This is a genomic window from Pyrofollis japonicus (assembly GCF_033097485.1).
GTDB classification, from domain to species: Archaea; Thermoproteota; Thermoprotei_A; order Sulfolobales; family Pyrodictiaceae; genus Pyrofollis; species Pyrofollis japonicus.
Window position 1 is genome coordinate 789,143 of record NZ_AP028634.1, and the last position, 17,610, is coordinate 806,752.

General features: G+C 52.0%; 14 protein-coding genes. 8 read left to right on the forward strand and 6 right to left on the reverse strand.

Features of this window, described 5'->3' with window-relative positions; translation table 11 throughout:
• Positions 1-4 precede the first annotated feature (4 nt).
• Together SBG41_RS03955 and argC are read right to left on the reverse strand one after the other, a co-directional pair.
• A complete protein-coding gene (locus SBG41_RS03955) occupies positions 5-829 on the reverse strand; it encodes a [LysW]-aminoadipate/[LysW]-glutamate kinase (protein ID WP_317896252.1) in 825 nt (274 codons plus the stop codon).
• A gap of 39 nt (positions 830-868) precedes the next feature.
• Positions 869-1,915 (reverse strand): N-acetyl-gamma-glutamyl-phosphate reductase, encoded by a 1,047-nt coding sequence (gene argC, locus SBG41_RS03960; protein WP_397470781.1) that lies wholly within the window; start codon positions 1,913-1,915, stop codon positions 869-871.
• A gap of 249 nt (positions 1,916-2,164) precedes the next feature.
• Between argC and lysW/argW the strand changes: the two genes are divergently transcribed.
• The 4 genes from lysW/argW to SBG41_RS03980 are packed head-to-tail and all read left to right on the forward strand — an operon-like array spanning position 2,165 to position 5,463.
• Positions 2,165-2,338: an alpha-aminoadipate/glutamate carrier protein LysW gene (gene lysW/argW, locus SBG41_RS03965; protein WP_317896254.1), complete on the forward strand. Its 174-nt coding sequence runs from the start codon at positions 2,165-2,167 to the stop codon at positions 2,336-2,338.
• A gap of 23 nt (positions 2,339-2,361) precedes the next feature.
• A complete protein-coding gene (lysX, locus tag SBG41_RS03970) occupies positions 2,362-3,198 on the forward strand; it encodes a lysine biosynthesis protein LysX (protein ID WP_317896255.1) in 837 nt (278 codons plus the stop codon).
• 53 nt (positions 3,199-3,251) lie between these two features.
• Positions 3,252-4,403, forward strand: a complete 1,152-nt coding sequence (locus tag SBG41_RS03975; RefSeq protein WP_317896256.1) for an aspartate aminotransferase family protein — start codon at positions 3,252-3,254, stop codon at positions 4,401-4,403.
• Positions 4,375-5,463, forward strand: a complete 1,089-nt coding sequence (locus tag SBG41_RS03980) for a M20/M25/M40 family metallo-hydrolase (protein ID WP_317896257.1) — start codon at positions 4,375-4,377, stop codon at positions 5,461-5,463. Before SBG41_RS03975 ends, SBG41_RS03980 begins: the two co-directional genes overlap by 29 nt.
• A 28-nt stretch (positions 5,464-5,491) precedes the next feature.
• Here SBG41_RS03980 and SBG41_RS03985 read toward each other — a convergent pair whose 3' ends face one another.
• Both SBG41_RS03985 and rbcL read right to left on the reverse strand, forming a co-directional pair.
• On the reverse strand, positions 5,492-6,355 hold the full coding sequence (locus SBG41_RS03985) for a hypothetical protein (protein ID WP_317896258.1): 864 nt from the start codon (positions 6,353-6,355) through the stop codon (positions 5,492-5,494).
• A 355-nt stretch (positions 6,356-6,710) separates the two neighbouring features.
• Positions 6,711-8,039: a type III ribulose-bisphosphate carboxylase gene (gene rbcL / locus SBG41_RS03990; RefSeq protein ID WP_317896259.1), complete on the reverse strand. Its 1,329-nt coding sequence runs from the start codon at positions 8,037-8,039 to the stop codon at positions 6,711-6,713.
• Positions 8,040-8,273: 234 nt separating this feature from the next.
• On the opposite strand from rbcL, the gene ppsA reads away from it, so the two are divergent.
• A complete protein-coding gene (gene ppsA / locus SBG41_RS03995) occupies positions 8,274-10,670 on the forward strand; it encodes a phosphoenolpyruvate synthase (RefSeq protein WP_317896260.1) in 2,397 nt (798 codons plus the stop codon).
• A 5-nt stretch (positions 10,671-10,675) separates the two neighbouring features.
• On the opposite strand, the gene SBG41_RS04000 is transcribed toward ppsA, so the two are convergent.
• On the reverse strand, positions 10,676-11,590 hold the full coding sequence (locus tag SBG41_RS04000) for an ArsA family ATPase (RefSeq protein ID WP_317896261.1): 915 nt from the start codon (positions 11,588-11,590) through the stop codon (positions 10,676-10,678).
• Between the two features lie 267 nt (positions 11,591-11,857).
• On the opposite strand from SBG41_RS04000, the gene SBG41_RS04005 reads away from it, so the two are divergent.
• Positions 11,858-12,889, forward strand: coding sequence for a CBS domain-containing protein (locus tag SBG41_RS04005; RefSeq protein ID WP_317896262.1), 1,032 nt, complete (start codon positions 11,858-11,860; stop codon positions 12,887-12,889).
• An 18-nt stretch (positions 12,890-12,907) separates the two neighbouring features.
• Here SBG41_RS04005 and SBG41_RS04010 read toward each other — a convergent pair whose 3' ends face one another.
• The gene (locus tag SBG41_RS04010; RefSeq protein ID WP_317896263.1) at positions 12,908-14,440 is read right to left on the reverse strand and encodes a glycogen/starch synthase; all 1,533 of its coding nucleotides are present in this window, start codon (positions 14,438-14,440) and stop codon (positions 12,908-12,910) included.
• A 119-nt stretch (positions 14,441-14,559) separates the two neighbouring features.
• Here SBG41_RS04010 and SBG41_RS04015 point away from each other — a divergent pair, with 119 nt between their 5' ends.
• The gene (locus SBG41_RS04015; protein ID WP_317896264.1) at positions 14,560-15,810 is read left to right on the forward strand and encodes an NDP-sugar synthase; all 1,251 of its coding nucleotides are present in this window, start codon (positions 14,560-14,562) and stop codon (positions 15,808-15,810) included.
• A gap of 24 nt (positions 15,811-15,834) precedes the next feature.
• Positions 15,835-17,385: an alpha-amylase gene (locus tag SBG41_RS04020; RefSeq protein WP_317896265.1), complete on the forward strand. Its 1,551-nt coding sequence runs from the start codon at positions 15,835-15,837 to the stop codon at positions 17,383-17,385.
• Positions 17,386-17,610: the final 225 nt, after the last annotated feature.

Here is a 17,610-nt window from a genome sequence, read left to right on the forward strand (position 1 = left end):
ACGGTTAAGGCTTTATCGAGGTCCCTGTCTCCTCGCTCAAAGCTTTTGTAACGGGGTCTTCTACGTTCCCAGGAGCTATGACAGCCTTTCCCACGCCCTTGGCGACCGCCTCGGCTGCCATCAATATCTTCCTGTTCATACCGTAGCCCGTCTTTGCAGCATACTCCTCGGCAAGGCTTAGCGGTATTGTGGGCACTACCTTGCCGTCTATGATCACGCCCTCTACGTCCGATAATAGGACGAGTGCTTCGGCTTGGATAGCTGTAGCTATACTTGATGCTGCTTGGTCTCCGTCAACGTTTAGGAGCTCGCCCTCTGTTCCCAGCGCGATCGGCGACACAACAACGGTATTAGTTATTGATAAGAGTTTCTCTATGCACTCCTTGTTAACAGAGACTATTTTGCCCGTATAGCCGCCTGGTATTACTTGTTTCCTGCCACGCTCATTGATTATTACTATCCTCTTCTTCCTCTGCGCCACCATTATTCCGCAATCCGCCCCGGTGACACCTATTGCTCTCACCTTGTCGCTGTTGAGCTCAGCTACTATCTCCTTGTTAAGCTTCCCAGCCATAACCATGACGTATACCTCTAGCTCCTCGGGGCCCGTGTACCTGCTCCTAATACCGCTCGGAGAAACAACGAAGCGCGGCTCAACACCCATTCTCTTAGAATACTCTGTGACAACGTCGCCTCCTCCGTGAACAAATATTACTGGTTTACCATTATCGCTTAGCTCAACTATGTTTCTGAGTATCTTTATCCTCGTTTCCGGGTTCGCTACAAGTCTTCCACCAGCCTTCACGACTATGGGCCTCTGTACAGACATGCGAGCCACCCTGGCCACTGATCTGCTACTGCGCCTCTGCTAGGGGTGCAGTGGGGGCGTGCTGAGCCCAGCTTCTTCAGGGAATCCCCTTGATACGTTGAAGGCCTGGACGGCTTGGCCAGCAGCTCCTCTTACAAGGTTATCTATTGCCGCGAACCCTGTCACCCTGCGAAGCCTCCTTTCTACAGCGTACCCTACGTCGGCGAAGTTGCTTCCCTGGACAAACTTCGGGCTAATTGTCCCTTGGCGCCCTACGGGAACTATGCGTACAAACTTGGAGCCACGATAGGTTTCTGCATATGCTTTGGCGACATCGGTCTCCGATACCCCTTCACGTAGCCATGCATAAGCTGATGCCAGGACGCCGCGGATGGAGGGGACAGCATGGGGGACAAGCGACACTTTTATCCTCGTACCGGCTAGTCGGCTTAGCTCCTGCTCCGCTTCCGCTGCGTGGCGGTGACCGCTCACCGAGTACGGATGTATTGAGCCCTCCCTCTCCGGGTGGTGCGAGGACCTGCTGGGCTTGGAGCCCCTCTCGCTGCTCCCCGCCTTAACATCGACAACTATCCTGGTGTCCTCAATGAGGTCATGCTTTACCAGGGGTGCCGATGCGAGTATGGCTGCTGTGGCGTTGCAGCCCGGTGACGCTATTAGCTTGGCGCCTTTTAGTTCGTCGCGGTGGAGCTCTGGTAGGCCGTAGACTGCTTTCTCTAGGAGCTCGGGGTAGGGATGCTCAAAGCCGTACCATAGCTTATAGGCTTCCGGATCCTTGAGCCGGTAATCGGCGCTCAGGTCAACTACTTGTACGCCGGACTCGTAGAGCCGTGCCGTGGTCTCTAGGCCGACACCGTGGGGGAGTGCGGAGAAGACGACGTCGGCTTCGAGGGCCTTATCTATGCTCATTTTCTCGAAGCGTAATCCCTGGTAGAAGCCTCGGAGATTTGGGTGCGCGAAATAAATGGGAGCGCCAGCATATTCTCTGCTAGTCACGTAGAATACCTCTACATGTGGGTGGGCCGCGAGTATTCTGAGCAGTTCTCCGCCAGTATATCCCGAACCACCAAGTATTGCTGCGCGGAGCAAACCCGTAACAACCCCATTGCCGGGAGCCGCGTGCGGAGCAATACTATGTAGTCTCTGCTCCGTCCAGCTTCGCAAGCCCCGGTACGCGGATTTAATAGGCCAGGGTGGCTGCCGGTTGAGATTCATTGAAACAGCATTAAATGAATCCGCACCAATTCATTGAGACAAGGGGCTTAAATACTGTACTAGCAGAGGTACCTCGGAGTACATGAACCAGTACCCAAAACACGTTCGTGGAGGCTGGTAGGTGTGCCAACGCTCAAGTGCCCCGTATGCGGGAACCCGGTAGAAGTCCCAGACGACGCAATGCCGGGCGAACTCATAGAGCATGACTGTGGAGTTGTGCTAGAGGTTTACCGCGACCAGAACGGCAACCTAGCGCTTAGGCCCTTCGAGGGCGTCCAAGAGGACTGGGGAGAATAAGGCGATAAGAGGGCTGGTCCTGTATGGTGAAAGTGTTTTTCCTCTACGATGTACTGCGCCTTGATGAGAAGATGCTCCTAGACCGTTTGCGTGCAAGAGCGCAGGTTGAGCCTCTTCACGTCTCGTCCTCGATTCTCGAGATAGGCGGCTACGCTGAGGCAGATGTCGCACTTCAGCGCTCGATAAGCTTCTATCGCGCAATGTCGTCAACCGTTGCCGTGGAGTCGTGGGGTATAAGGGTCATTAATAATAGTCTTGCCCTCGCAATGGCCGAGGATAAGGCGTGGAGCCTCTCAGTCCTATATCAGCACAAGATCCCCGTTCCCCGCACGCTTCTCGCCTACAGCATTGACTCCGCTGTAGAAGCTGCCCGCAAACTCGGCTTCCCCGTAGTCATGAAGCCCCTTATGGGTAGCTGGGGGCGCCTAGCCGCCCTTGCCTCCGACGAGGAGGCTGCGAGGGCTATAGCCGAGCACCGAGAGATGCTTGGAAGCATGTATAAGGTACACTATGTGCAAGAGTACATTGATAAGCCTGGCCGCGACATAAGGGCAATGTGTATCGGCGATGGAGTCCCGGCCGCGATATACCGTGTGAGCAATCACTGGATCACAAACACGGCGCGTGGTGGGAGAGCTGAACCAGCCAAGGTTGACCCCATACTCGAGGACCTGGTTATTAGGTCGTGTAAGGCGCTAAAGGTCGAGGTCGGCGGCGTGGACGTCGTTGAGGACCCCGAAAGGGGTTATGTAGTTCTCGAGGTCAACGCGGTCCCCGAGTACAAGAACATCGCAAGGGTTACTGGAGTAGATATTGCAGACGAGATAGCCCGCTACGTCGTCGAGCAGGCGAAGAGGTAAGGCTCGTCAAGCTTGCCCACGCTACGCTTGCCCTTAATCGGTGACCATGAGCCTTGGTTCTCGAGCTCTTCCGCTACTACGGGTCGCGTGGGCTGCGCATAGCTCGCGCAAGCATGCAGTATGTTTGGGACACTAATGGGACAAGGTACCTGGATGCACACACGGGTCATGGCGTTGCTTTCCTCGGGCACAATAATCCCAGGATTGTCTCTAGGCTTAGGAGGCAGCTTAACGAGCTAACGATATGTAGTCCCTCCTTCGAGTGTAGTGTTCAGCAAGAGGCCGTGGAGAAGCTCAGCAGAGTCGCGCCGCCCGGAGCCGATACCGTCTTGTTCGCTAATAGTGGAGCGGAGGCCGTGGAGACTGCCCTCAAGATAGCATGGGCCTATACGGGGAGGAGAAAGGTTGTAGCCTTCAAGGGCTCCTTTCATGGCCGGACGCTGGGCGCGTTGAGCGTCACGTGGAGCCCTAGCTATAGGAAAGGGTTCCCCGTCCTGGAGGACGTTGAGTTTATCCCTTACAACGCTGAGCCCTATGTGGTTGAGAAGGCTGTTGACGAGAATACTGCAGCTATTATAGTTGAGCCTGTCCTCGGGGAAGGCGGTGTTGTCCTGGCGGAGAAGGGGTTCTTAGAAGCTGTTAAGAAGGTGGCAAGGGAGAATGGTGCTGTCCTCATAGTGGATGAGGTCCAGACTGGGTTCGGTAGGACGGGGCGTACGTGGTGCCTAGAGCACTATGGTATTAGGCCTGACATTGTTACTGCTGGCAAGGCTCTTGGTGGAGGTTTCCCTGTCTCGGCGGTATTTACTAGGAGGGAGCTGGCTGAGAGCCTTCGTGGAGGACGGCATGGGTCAACTTATGCCGGGAATCCTCTTGCCTTAGCGGCGGTCTCTGCTGCAGTAGACGTTTTGCTTGAAGAAGGTGTTGCTGTGCGTGCAGCTGAGGCTGGGAAGGCGCTGCTTGATGCCCTTGTTGACAGGGTTGGCGGGAACCGGCTTGTCCGCGATATCCGGGGCAAGGGGCTCATGATTGGCGTCGAGCTCCGTAAGCAGCCCCTTCCCGTCCTCAAGTGTATGCAGGATAGGTTCCATGTGCTCGCCCTGCGTGCAGGTATTACAGTTGTACGTCTGCTCCCACCATATAGTATAGGTCTTGGGGACGTGGAGGCGATAGTAGGTGCGATTCGCGGATGCCTTGAGGGCTGAGGACATCCTAAAGACTCTGTACAGTGTAGTCTCTATTCCTAGCCCCTCTGGGAATGAGGGCAGAGTAGTAAAGGCTTTAATCGACATAGCGGAGTCCATGGGGCTCGATGCATGGGTTGACAGGGCTACTAACTTCTACGCAGCACCGCGCAACGCGCCCAGCCAGCCACTCATACTCCTCGCGAGCCACGTGGATACTGTGAGGGACTGGTTCCCAGCGAGCCTTGAAGACGGCGCAGTAAGGGGTAGGGGTGCTGTTGATGCCAAGGGGCCCCTTGTGTCAATGATCTACGCTGTCGCAACGCTTGCTAGAATTGATGATTCTTTGCCGGTCTGGGTTGCTGGCTTTGTGGGTGAAGAGGCGGATAGCCCGGGCGCAAAATACTTCCTCGAAACCGGGCCCCGCAGCATTAGACACATAGTAATAGGCGAACCAACTGGCACGACCAGAATAGCAATAGGGTATAGGGGCTCAGCGAGGATAGCTGTAGCGTGCAGCGGGAGAGGAGGGCATAGTGCTTCTCCATGGATGGGTGAGTCTGCGCTGCTCAAGGCGGCGAAGATAGTTGAAGAACTGGCTGCTAGGAAGCCCTCGGTCGCCGAGGTAACCTTTACCCCCACGAGGCTCGTTGCAGGGGAAGGAGACAACGTTGTCCCAATGAAGGCAGAGCTAATTCTAGACACACGCATCCCTCCCGGAAAAGACCTGGGCAACGCCCTCGAAGAGCTGCAGCGTATCCTGCCTACGGGCTGCGAAGCCAGAGCCATGGGAGAGTACGTGCCCCCCGTCAAGGTCTCTCTTAACAAGCCTGTTCCCCGTGCACTCGTAAGAGCGATACTAAGGATCGGGGAGAAGCCGAGACCAGTAGTGAAGGCAGGTACAAGCGATATGAACTACCTGGTAAGGATGACAGATAGTATTGCAGCATACGGTCCAGGCGACCCCAGTCTTGCACATACAAGGCTTGAGAGGATAACTGGCGAGGAATTATTGAAGGCCATCCAAGTATACGTTGAGGCTGTACTGGAGCTTCTAAGGGGGAAGAACACACTGGGATAAAAACGCTGCAAGAAGACTAAGAGGCTGATCAAGTGTTTCCTCGTTTATTGCCCCTAGCAACCACGAGCCCAGCCGCTACTAGTAGAATAGACTCCGCGACCAAAGCCCACGCCAGGTAGTGGAACAGCTTAAACATGTCCGGCAGCCTTACGCTGACTTCGCGTAGAGCTAAGCGCTCCTTTTCCACGAGGTAGAAGGGAAATGACTTACACTTAGCGCTCGCTATCCAATGTGGCTGACTCCATTCTATATCGTAGAACCCAGTGGTACTGTAGTTGGCTTCCTGGGGCAAAAGCATAGCCTTATCCTCTTCAATCACTAGTGGGACACTGAGCGTGACCACGGTCTCCGGGAAACCGAACTGGAGTCTAGCAACCTCGGCAGGCCTCGTCAAGGGGTCTAGCACGATATACGAGTCTCTGAACTCGACATAGATATCGAGTACCGCGCGCTTAAGGCTGGGACACATCGTTTTAATCAAGCCAATTGTATCGTTGTCGAGGCGTAGATCGGGGAGCGTGCCACTAAACAAGGGGTCCGAGGAAGACAGTACCTCGTAGTATCTATGCTCTAGGGGGCTCTGTACGTAGATGTAGCGCTTTAGGAGGAATCGCTTACAGTTATGCGGCTCTACGGGGTATACGAAGTAGTCTATTTCAGCTATGTATCCGAATATGCTGTCAAGCTGCGGCGTAGGGCTATCATACTCCTTACTGATTACGTGGAAACCATACCCAGTATATACTCCGTCCTCGCAAATATCAGCACTAAATACGACGACACGGCGCACATCGTGAAGAGTCTGCTTGCTAGATACAAGTAGGGCAAGGACAACATTACTGATACCGATTACTACAAGGAGTATTGCAACCAGGAGCCTAGTTCTAGACAATAATGGGCGCCCCCAATGTACTACTATATTAGGCCTATTATTTTACCATATTGCTATATTGTCTGCCGAGGCACGAGAGATTATACAAAAACTGCTGCCCGGCATCATCACTGGGAACAGCGTGTTTTTATCCCCATGATAAAGGATAAGGCTGCCTGGATAGTGCTGAGTCTTTCGAACCCCGCTTACCCTCCTCGAAGAATGAGGGGATGAAGAGGGGCTGAGCACTGAGAAGCCGCTAAGAAAAGCCAAGGAAGCCGCACACGCTACGCACATGAGTTATTTGGTCGAAGCATTGTGCTCATTAATCAGTCACTACTATGACTATATGGCTATGTCGTTAGTTGTGTAGCGTCTAAGCAGGCTTTGCCCTACCCCACTTCTCTAGGGCTCTTCTCAGCTCAGTGTGTGTCTTCGCGTATTCTTCTAGCTCTATTCCCTTTATTGTAGCCTCTATGGCTTGTCTAACAGCTGCTGCTCCCGCCCTAGGACCGTCGGGGTGACCGAGGACGCCGCCGCCTACTTGGAGGACTAGGTCTATGCCTAGGTGCTTTATCACGTCTGGGATGTTTCCGGGGTGCAGGCCGCCGGAGGATACCGGGACTGCTGGCTTTATGTGGTGGAAGTCTTGAGGTAGGCGGACCTCGTCGCCTTCAAGGGGCTTGAAGGTTTTCTCTCTTAGGACGTTAGCGTTGCTTAACACCTCTATGGTCTTTGCCTCCATTTTTCCTACTCCTGGTACGCCTATGTGTAGCTGGTCTATGCCTATGATGCGGTAGAGCTTTGCTAGGACGAACATTGATGCGCCGTGGTACGGGTCGCGCGTGAAGGCTGCGTGGAATGCTCTGTGGCCGTGGATTGCTAGGCCGTATTCCTCGGCGAGGTCGCGGATGTATGTTACTGTGCTCCAACCCGCGATGACGACGTCAACCATTACGTATGGATTTCCGTAGTCTGCTACGAGTTTAAGCCTCTTCTCCATTTCTCTTACATCGCTGGTTATGTTTGCAAACCAGACTTTCCTCTCACCGGTCTCTTTCTCTGCCTTCTCGATAGCCCTCATTATCGCCTTTGCCCGTGCCTCGAAACGGCAAAACTTGGGGCTTGTGAGGTTTTCATCGTCCTTTATGTAGTCCATTCCACCAACGAGTATCTCGTACGCTACTCTCTCCGCCTCATCGGGAGAATAACCAACCTTGGGCTTTGGAACCGTGCCGACTATAGGGCGGTCGTAGACGCGGAATATTTCGCGTACGCCTGGAAGACCCTTGTTCGGGCCCTTAAAGTACTCGAGAAACTTCTTCGGGAAGTAGATGTCCTCGAGTCTTAGCTTCTTAATCCTTTTCATTCCATAGACGTTGCCCGCCACAGAGGCCATGAAGCCAGCTATGTTTCCTTCCTCGAACAAGTCCACAGGGTATGCTACTCTCACCAAGTAGCTTCCATCACCGAGGCCGCGTATCTCATAAGCAATGCCCTTGAGTTTCTCGACTCGTTCACGAGAATACCACTCATAGAGTGTTGTCCAGGTGCCTACACTGCTCTCTGCCGCTATGGCTCCAGCTACATCGGTGGCACTGAAGCCTTCAGAGGGAATAGCGCGATATGTTACTATGATGTGCTCCTCAGGGTCGGGTTTGAAAGAGGTGTCGACGAATGCATGGTAGGGTTCGAATTCCGGCATGAGGAGTCAGCCTCTCAGAACGCATAGGATTAGGCTCTCTAGGGCTTCAAATTAGTCTATGCCGTATCGGAGCATTATATGGGGTTCGCTGAGAAGTACTGCCTCTCAGCATTCGGATTCTCGTGGTATTGGAGACTAATATTGCTGAGATTGCTAGTAATATCGCGAGGTTCTCGAATATAGAGGCAACAAAACATTTAAAGAAATAGCAGAATAGTGGGGTAGGGTTACTGCTTGTCGGCTTCCGAACCTATTATAATATGGATAGAAAATCTCAGAGCAACTGATACAGAGCTAGCTGGAGGCAAAGGAGCTAACCTAGGCGAGCTCGTTACTGCCGGTGTTCCAGTTCCACCAGGCTTTGTGGTGACATCGAAAGCCTACAAACTCTTTCTGGAGAAAAGCGGGCTCCAGGAGAAGATCGCTAAGCTTCTCGAAGGCCTCGACGTGAACAACACGGAGCAGCTCGAAAAGGTTAGCGAAGAGATCAGAAGACTCATCATGAAGGCTGAGATGCCCAAGGATGTCGAGGAAGCTATTAGGAAAGCGTATAGAAAGCTCGGCGAAAAAATAGGGATCAAGGATCCCCTGGTCGCTGTGAGGAGCAGCGCGGTAGCCGAGGACCTGCCCGAGGCAAGCTTTGCCGGACAGCAAGAGACTTACCTTAACGTGAAGGGGGAAGACAACGTAATTGACCGGGTTAAGGCTTGCTGGGCAAGCGTCTTTACAGCAAGAGCCATATTCTACAGGGAGCAAATGGGCATAGATCATCTAAAAGCATACATGGCCGTAGTTGTCCAAAAAATGGTCAACGCGCGCTCAGCCGGAGTAATGTTCACCATCCACCCGGTTACTGGCAACCCAGATGTTGTCGTCATCGAGTCTTCGTGGGGACTTGGGGAGGCAGTAGTAGGCGGCAAGGTTACTCCGGATGAATTCGTTGTAGACAAGAAGACCCTGGAGATCAAGGAGAAGAGAATAAGCGAGAAGAAGATTATGATAACCTATGACCCTGAAACGGGTAAGAATGTTGAAATGGCGGTTCCCGAGGAGATGGCGAAGAAGCCGAGCCTAAGCGACGACGAGGTAAAGCAGTTGGCTAAGTACGGTATACAGATAGAGAACCACTACAAGCACCCCATGGACATCGAGTGGGCTATTGACAAGGACATTGCACCGCCCAATAACATCTTCATTGTCCAGGCGAGATACGAGACGGTTTGGAGCCGCAAGAAGGAGAAGGCAGAAACAAGGAAAGAGGAGGCCAAGACAGCGGAACACAAGATCTTAGCCAAGGGTTTGCCCGCTAGTCCTGGCGTAGCTACCGGAGTCGCAAGAGTCATACTTGACCCGCACAGCCCTGAAGCCCACGAGTTCCGCGAGGGCGATATCCTCGTAACCCGGATGACTGACCCAGACTGGGTACCATTGATGAAGAAGGCCGCTGCAATAGTGACGGATGAGGGAGGAATGACTAGCCACGCAGCAATAGTCTCCAGGGAGCTCGGCATACCAGCCGTCGTAGGAACCGGGAATGCCACCAAGGTGATAAAGACCGGCATGCTGGTCACGGTTGACGGTGGCCTCGGAGTAGTCTATGAGGGCAGAGTAGAGATCGGGAAGAAAAAGAAGGAGGTCAAGGCTGCGGCGGCGCTGAGCCCAGAAGTGCTCCACGACCTATACCCTGTCACGGCGACAAAGATATACATGAACCTTGGCCAGCCGGAAGCTATTGACAGGTACGTTGATTTACCATTCGACGGTATAGGGTTGATGAGGATAGAGTTCATTCTCTCTGACTGGATAGGCTATCACCCAGTCTACTTGATTGAGCAGGGTAAACCAGATTACTTCGTAAATAGGCTTGCCGAGGGCATAGCAAAGGTCGCTAGCGCCATTTATCCAAGACCAGTGGTTGTAAGGTTCAGCGACTTCAAGACCAACGAGTACCGTGGCTTGAAGGGCGGTGAGAAATACGAGCCAGAGGAGCGCAACCCTATGCTTGGATGGAGAGGCGTATCACGTTACATTCACCCAGCCTACGAGAAGGCGTTCCGACTAGAGGTGCAAGCCGTCAGGAAGGTAAGGGAGGAGATGGGGCTCAAGAATGTATGGGTAATGCTGCCATTTGTCCGAACCACGTGGGAGGTAGAGAAAGTACTACACATAATGGCCGAGGAGGGCCTTGAGAGGAGCAAGGACTTCAAAGTATGGATCATGGCCGAGGTTCCGAGTGTCGTATTCCTCGTAGATGAATTTGCGAAACTAGTAGATGGGTTCAGCATAGGCAGCAACGACCTAACCCAGCTAGTACTAGGTGTAGACAGAGACTCACAGCTCCTAGCAGAAATGGGGTACTTTGATGAGAGAGACCCAGCGGTACTAAGAGCCATAAAGATGCTGATAGAGGGCGCTCACCGCCACGGTAGGACTGTGTCTATCTGCGGCCAGGCGCCAAGCGTGTACCCAGAGATAGTCGAGTTCCTAGTAGAGGCGGGAATCGATAGTATAAGCGTTAACCCCGACGCAGTGATAGCAACGAGGAGACTGGTGGCCTCAATAGAGCGCAAGGTTATGCTACGACGCCTAGAGAGAATCGAGGACGCGTTGAGAAAGCTGGGAAAGCTCTAGAACCTTTATGAGGCAATATCCTTCCAGATCCCTTGTTTTTCGAGGCCGGCTGCTACGGCTTCTATTCTCTTAAATCCCCTAGCCTCGATGAATGGCACAATGTATTTCCTTAGCTTTATCTCGTCGAGGCTTTTCAGAGAGTTCTTATGCTCTTCTACAACTTCTTCTAAGAGGCTACAGTCCCTACAAGGGTTTTCCATGAGGACCTTGTTAATTACCAGGCCTCTGGGAATCACGTTATGAGTACAGAGTTCTCGGTATATGCTCATAGTAACTGCCGCAGCCAGTTCTGTTGGCTCGGCTACCAATAAGGGACGGTGGATACTTGAGGCAAACATGTCAAGTATTCCTCTTGCAAGCCCGCGCCACTCGTCTATTAGCTCGAGAGGGTCTCTGTGCCCGCGGCGGATACGGTCCAATACGCCTTTAATTCTTAGATATAGCTTAGCAGCGTCGCCCATGTGTGTATAGAGTTCTTCTTCTATACGAAGCATCCTGATGCTGCCGCCTGCTGCTACCGTGTCCCAGACAATCACGTCATAGCGGCCGCTTCTAACAAGCTCATAGACGTAGTATAGTAGAAATTGATCAGCAATACCTGGTGCACCTGCGACATAGTCAATGATCCACTTGTCTACTGGGAGAAACGATGAGACAACTTCATAGACTTCATCGCCGAATCTCTTAATCCAGAGCTTCTTAACATCCTCCTCGCTTAGCTCAATGACCTCTATGCCTCTGCAAAGAGCCTTACCAGTTTCTGCTTCTTTGTCTCCGCATAGGAGTCGCTTGGCAGCTGGCACGGGGTCAGTAGATAATAGTAGTATGTTCTTACCGCTGCTTGCAGCAATTGTGGAGAGAGCTGCCGCGATAGTTGATTTGCCGACACCCCCTTTGCCCCATAGGCTTATTAGGAGCAAGACTACCGCCTAGCTGTCTTTCCCTCCATATGCTCCATTGACTACCCCAGTAATAATTAGTGTTTAATCGTACTTGTCCAGGCATATTTACAGACATTATTAATCAGTGAGCCGGCAAGCGTTTGCTAATATTGATATATTGTTTTTGACTCACTATTTCTATTTTCGATTCCGCGTGTAATTCTTGAGGATAATGCTTTTGTAGAAGCGGCTCCCTATTACTTATATTTATACACGGGTAGAATCAGTTCTAAAGAGGTGAGACCTATGATGCTACTGGTTAAGGATGTAATGGAGTCGAAGCACTTGCCCCTAATGGCTGCTGACCAGACGCTCAAGAAGGCAGCTGAGGTAATGCTTGCCAACAAGCTACTAGGCGTCGTGACGACCGATGTTGAGAGGAGACCCAGCCTAGTACTAACCTTCAGAAGGCTCGTAAAGGCCATCGCTGAGGGCGTCAACATTGCGAAGACTACGCTTGCACAGTACGCTGTAACGGACCCAGTGGTAATAAGGATTGACGACACCGTAGAGGAAGCGCTTAGAGCTATGAGGAAGGAGAGTGTAAGATTCCTACCCGTAGTAGACTATCGTAACAAGATCCAGGGCGTTGTAGAGCCGAGACACATTGCCTTCAAACTCTGGAAGGAGATACCCTTCGGCATGGCAACCATAGAGGCTAGAGCCAGGAACCCAGTAGTACTGCCACCCGACGCCTCAATAGTGGCAGCCGCCAAGGCCATGGAGGCTAACGGCGTAACAGAGGTATTCATAAGGGAAGGCGAGGACCTAAAGGTTCTACGCGAATGGGACTTTCTTGAAGCAGTAGTCAAGGAGGAAGACCTAGAGGCCGCAAAGGTAGCCAACTACGCCAGAAAGGTGGCACTACGCGTACCAATAACGTTCGACGCCAGGGCAGCAGTAGAACTCATGGAGGAGAACGGCGTCATGAGGCTAATAGCGATGGAGCCAGAGTCGAGATCCGTGAGAGTCGTAACAGTAACAGACCTAGCATTCACCGCGCTCGACGTATTAGAGAAGCTTGGGCCAAAGGCAGTAGCACTAGTGCTAATGAACGTTGAGCCTGGGCGCGAGAAGGAGATCGCAGAAAGGCTCATCAAGGTACCGAACGTCACAGAGGTTCTATCCGTCCCAGGCATCTACGACCTAGTAGTGAGAATAGAGGCCAAGACTGTAGACGAGCTAGCAAAGACGATAACCGAGCACATAAGGACGATGAGAGAAGTACGCGACACGCTAACACTGGTAGCAGCACCCGAGATGATAAAGAGGCCCTAAACCCTATCCTCGTCTTTTTCATGCATGGGCTCTATAGTAGGCCATCTGGCGCGCCTTCTCATAGCATCTTAGCAGCATCGTGGTCGTTGCTCCTATCCTAAACGTTGTATCCACTCTCCTAACGCAGTTTTCTCTCACTCTTTCACTGAGCTCGCTGTACTCAACAATGTTTGCCAAGGTTCTCATCGCGTCACCGAGTGCCCAGGGATTCTCCGGCTCAACGAGCAAACCCGTACCATTCACTGGGTCACGCCGAAGATCAATAACGATTTCTTTTAGCCCGCCCACAGCAGAAGCTATGACCGGCGTACCCACTGCGAGGGACTCCACCGCCACTATACCGAATGGCTCCCACCGGGAAGCGGCGACAAACCCCGTGGCCACATAGAACAGCGCCTTGTACATCATTGGGTCTAGTCTACACTTGAGGACTGCTGCTCTCCCACTATACTTTGCCGCTAAGCCCCGAATCCACGCCTCATATCCGTGGTCACCTACAGGGAGGCCGAGAACAAGGAGCTTCGCCCTAGGCTCGTACTCCAGGGCTTGTAAGGCTATATCGAACCCTTTCTGGCTCGTCATACGCCCAGACGTTATGTAGAGGGGGCCATCCCCGGGCTCTATCCATCCCCACTTATCACTGCACTGCTGCTGGGCCTCAACTACCAGTCTCCACCTTAGCGTCCTTCTATCGTCTGTTCCATAGCGGTTACGTAGCCATTCTCGCACCTCGTCTACGCGCCAATCTGTCGAGTTGTACACGACGCAGGTCTTTGGGCGAAGCCATTCACCATACTTTTTGAGAAGCTCGTCTAGGTACCCGTAGCTGACAGTGGTAAACAAGTCGCTCTCGTGTACGCCGAACGCTTCTAGGCATCCTCCGAGACTGTCCCAGAGTTGGCGGTAGCTGAGATACTCGTGGCGAACAACCCTCCATACCGGGTGCAGCCTATCCTGTAACCCGCTCCAAGCCTCTGATGCATAGTGCCAGGGAAAGCACTTGCCTCCGGAGAGATGAATAGTGTATACCAGCGGTATTGCGAGCCCCTTTCTCTCCCCGAGATCCTTTAGCGCTACGCCTGCAAGCACAGTTGGCCAGTCATGTACGTGAACGAGGTCAGGGAGCCCGTGTTGCTCGGCGAAAGCGGTGACTGCGCGTGTTAGGAGTGCAGCTTTCTCCTCGGCATTATCATAGGGATAAGGGGCATCAAACACTAGGCCCGTGGACGTATCAAGCCCTTTGAACAATATTATGCGGGCACCGTCAAGCCTGGCTTCCTCAGCCCCTATTCGGTAATGATAGTGCGATCCGTCTATTCCTATCCTTGTACCGCTTGCCTCAAAGTCTAGGGCTCTGAGCCAGAAACCTCGATTAGGATTGAGGTGGACTCCGTGGGAGGGCATGATGACCGTTACATCGTAGCCTCTGGATACTAGGCCACGGACCATTGATCGCACAGCTTCGGCGAGCCCACCTACCTTCGCGATACGTGGATACTCGAAGGTAATGTGCCAGACCCTATGTATACTCGGGGGGGCGTAGAGCGGCAATTCTGCAGCTACACCTAAGGTATCGGGTGATTGCGGCACACTTATCTAGTATAGTTCCACCCTAAACATTTTCTCGGTGGCGCTGGAGTAGAATCCGAGGATTAAGACGGGTGCGCTTAATGACTAAGCTAAGGACATCGATCATACCCATAGGTGGTGTCGGGTCAAGACTATATCCGTTAACTGTTGACACGTCTAAAGCCATGGTTAGGTTCTTGAATCGCCCATTACTGGAGCACATAGTCACAATGCTCGCGCTTCAAGGTATACGTGTGATATATATGGGTGTGAGCGGCTACCATAACTACGTCCAGGTATATGATTACTTTGGCTCGGGGCGGGCTATCGCTCATAGACTTGGCTATGGTAGGGACGAGTTCCGTATACGATATATGCCTAACATAATTTCGCGCGGCAACGCCGAGGCAGTATACTCTATAATCAAGTACTACAAGATCGACGAACCCGTCCTCATAACTCAGTGCGACAACATCTTTGACGGGCTCGACCTCGAAGACCTCGGTAAGAGCTTCGAGGAAAACAAGTGCGACATGACGATAGTTCTCTATGAGCTCGAGAACATCGAAGAGGTCAGAAGGTTCGGCGTGGCCGAGCTGCGCGATGATGGAACTATTGCACGGTTCGTTGAGAAGCCGAAGAGGGTTGAGGAGGCACCTTCAAGGCTAATCAATACCGGCATATATGTCATTGACTCGCGGATGCTCGTAGAGTTTCTCGAAGAGGGGCGCGGCCGGAGGCTATACGAGAACGGTTTGCTGGACTTCGGTCGCCACGTCATACCTGCGCTCATAGAGGATGGCTACCGTGTATGCGGCTATGTTATGAAGGGGGCGTGGTTCGACATAGGGACTCATGAATCGTATATGCGTGCTATTAGGTACTTCCTTAGGCATGGCTCACCGGAGATTCTGGGCGTAGACTTCGTCTATGGCGATATACTGATGCTCGGGCGTAGCGAGCTATCGAGGGAGGCTCAGAAGAGATTCATTGATCAGGCAAAGAAGGGGAGAATCAGGGTAAAGGGCCCAATTCTCGTGGGGAGACATACGGCTATTGGGGAGAATGTGCTAATAGCTGAATCCGTGATTGATAACTATGTTGTAGTATCGGATGACGTTGTAATAGAGAACTCCGTCATAATGGATAGAGGGTACATAGGCAAGGGAGTAAGGATAAGAAATAGCGTTATCGGGAGACATGTGCGCATAGACGACGGAGCCGTAATAGAAAATAGCGTTATCGGGAACAACGTGTTCGTCGGAAGGAATGCCCGCGTCATAGACTCTAAGATATGGCCCGGCAAGTACGTGCCCTCAAACGTCACCTTTACGGGACTAACAATAGTCTAGGAAAGGCGTGGAGAGCTGGCCTATATGGTTAGAGACGTTGTATTCATGTTTGAGGTTCATCAACCCTATCGCCTCGCGGCTGATAAGGCACGGAAACTGCTGCACGACGCATTCAGCGGCAGGTCCGTCAGCAAGCGGTTAGAAGAGCTTGTTTTCAACCATATGCTTGATCGAGAAGTGTTTGAGCGAGTAGCAAGGAGCTGCTATATACCGACAACAAGGATATTGCTAGAGGCTTCTGATAAACTAGCCGAAGAGGGACATAGTGTTCGCTTCAGCTTCAGCATTAGCGGCGTCTTCATCGAGCAAGCGAAGAGGTACAAGCCAGAAGTAATCGACTTGCTTAGCAAAGGTGTTGAAAAAGGCTTCTTCGAAATCATCGAGCAAACATACTACCATACTCTCGCATCCCTGCTCCCTGATCCCGACGAGTTCATAGACCAGCTAAGGCTTCATAGAGATACTATAAAAGAAGTGTTTGGAGTTGAACCAAGGGTTGCCGAGAACACAGAGATGATTTACAATAATGATATTGCGCGCATTTTTTACCAGCTTGGATACGAGGCTGCTATCACAGAAGGCGTTGACTGGGTTCTTGGATGGCGGAGCCCAAACTATGTTTACCGTGCATGGGGCGTACCACTGCGCCTTCTTCTAAGAAACTATCGCCTCAGTGATGACATAGGGTTCCGATTCTCTATGACTAGCTGGGACCAGTACCCACTTACAGCAGACAAGTACGCGGAATGGCTTAGGGCTACGCCGGGCGACGTAGTCTTAATCGCTGTGGACTACGAGACGTTCGGAGAGCACCATAAACCAGAGACTGGCATCCATGGGTTTCTCCGACATCTGCCAAGAGAGATTACGAGAAGGGGATTGAGAATCATGAGCGCAGAAGAGGCTGCCAGAAGCCACCAGCCCGTTGACACATATGATGTGCCTGGATGGGCTACTATAAGCTGGGCCGATGAGCGGGACACGTCGGCGTGGCTTGGTAACGAGATGCAGCAGCGCGTCTTCCGCCTCTACGCGGAACTAGAGCCCTACGCTAAGGCTATCGGAGGCTGGGCTCTGCGTGCATGGAGGTTGCTAGGGATAAGCGACCACTACTACTACATGGCTACAAAGACAGGGCCTGCAGGAGAGGTTCATCACTACTTCTCTCCATACAAGTCCCCTTACGCAGCTTACCAGTACTATGTTGAGGCGCTCACGCTGCTCCTAAGAGACATTGTTGACGAAATAGCAAAGAATCCGACAAAGTATGTTACAAGGATAAGGCTTCCAAGGAGCCGAGCATTCTACTTCTACATGCCTAACGGGATTCCATTAGGCATTTCGGCTAGGAGTATAAAGGAACTTATAGAGGCTGTAGAAAAAGTACCTATAGAGTCATTGATTTACCATGTAAAAAGAGGTGACCTCCAACATTGGCTTAGGACACAGTTCTTTCTAGACAATGAGGTAGAAAAAATAGACAAAGCGCTACGACACATAGCGAATGCAAGACATCTAAGAAGAATAATTAGGAGAATATTACTAAAAATACTTGAACGGGGATCTTTTAGCTAAACTGAAATGTAGAAGACGCCAATCCGCCGCCATTATACTATCACTTTTATTGTTATAATTTTTCAGAGGCATGTGCTTACAGCGATATTTACACACAAAATAACGAGCAATACGTGTACGAATGCTTTATGCACAAGACTGCCAATAAGTAGGTACTCGAATCTAACTCTCTTGTATGATAACTATTTCCGATTATCTTGAGTCTCTTCTCCTTAGATTGAAAGG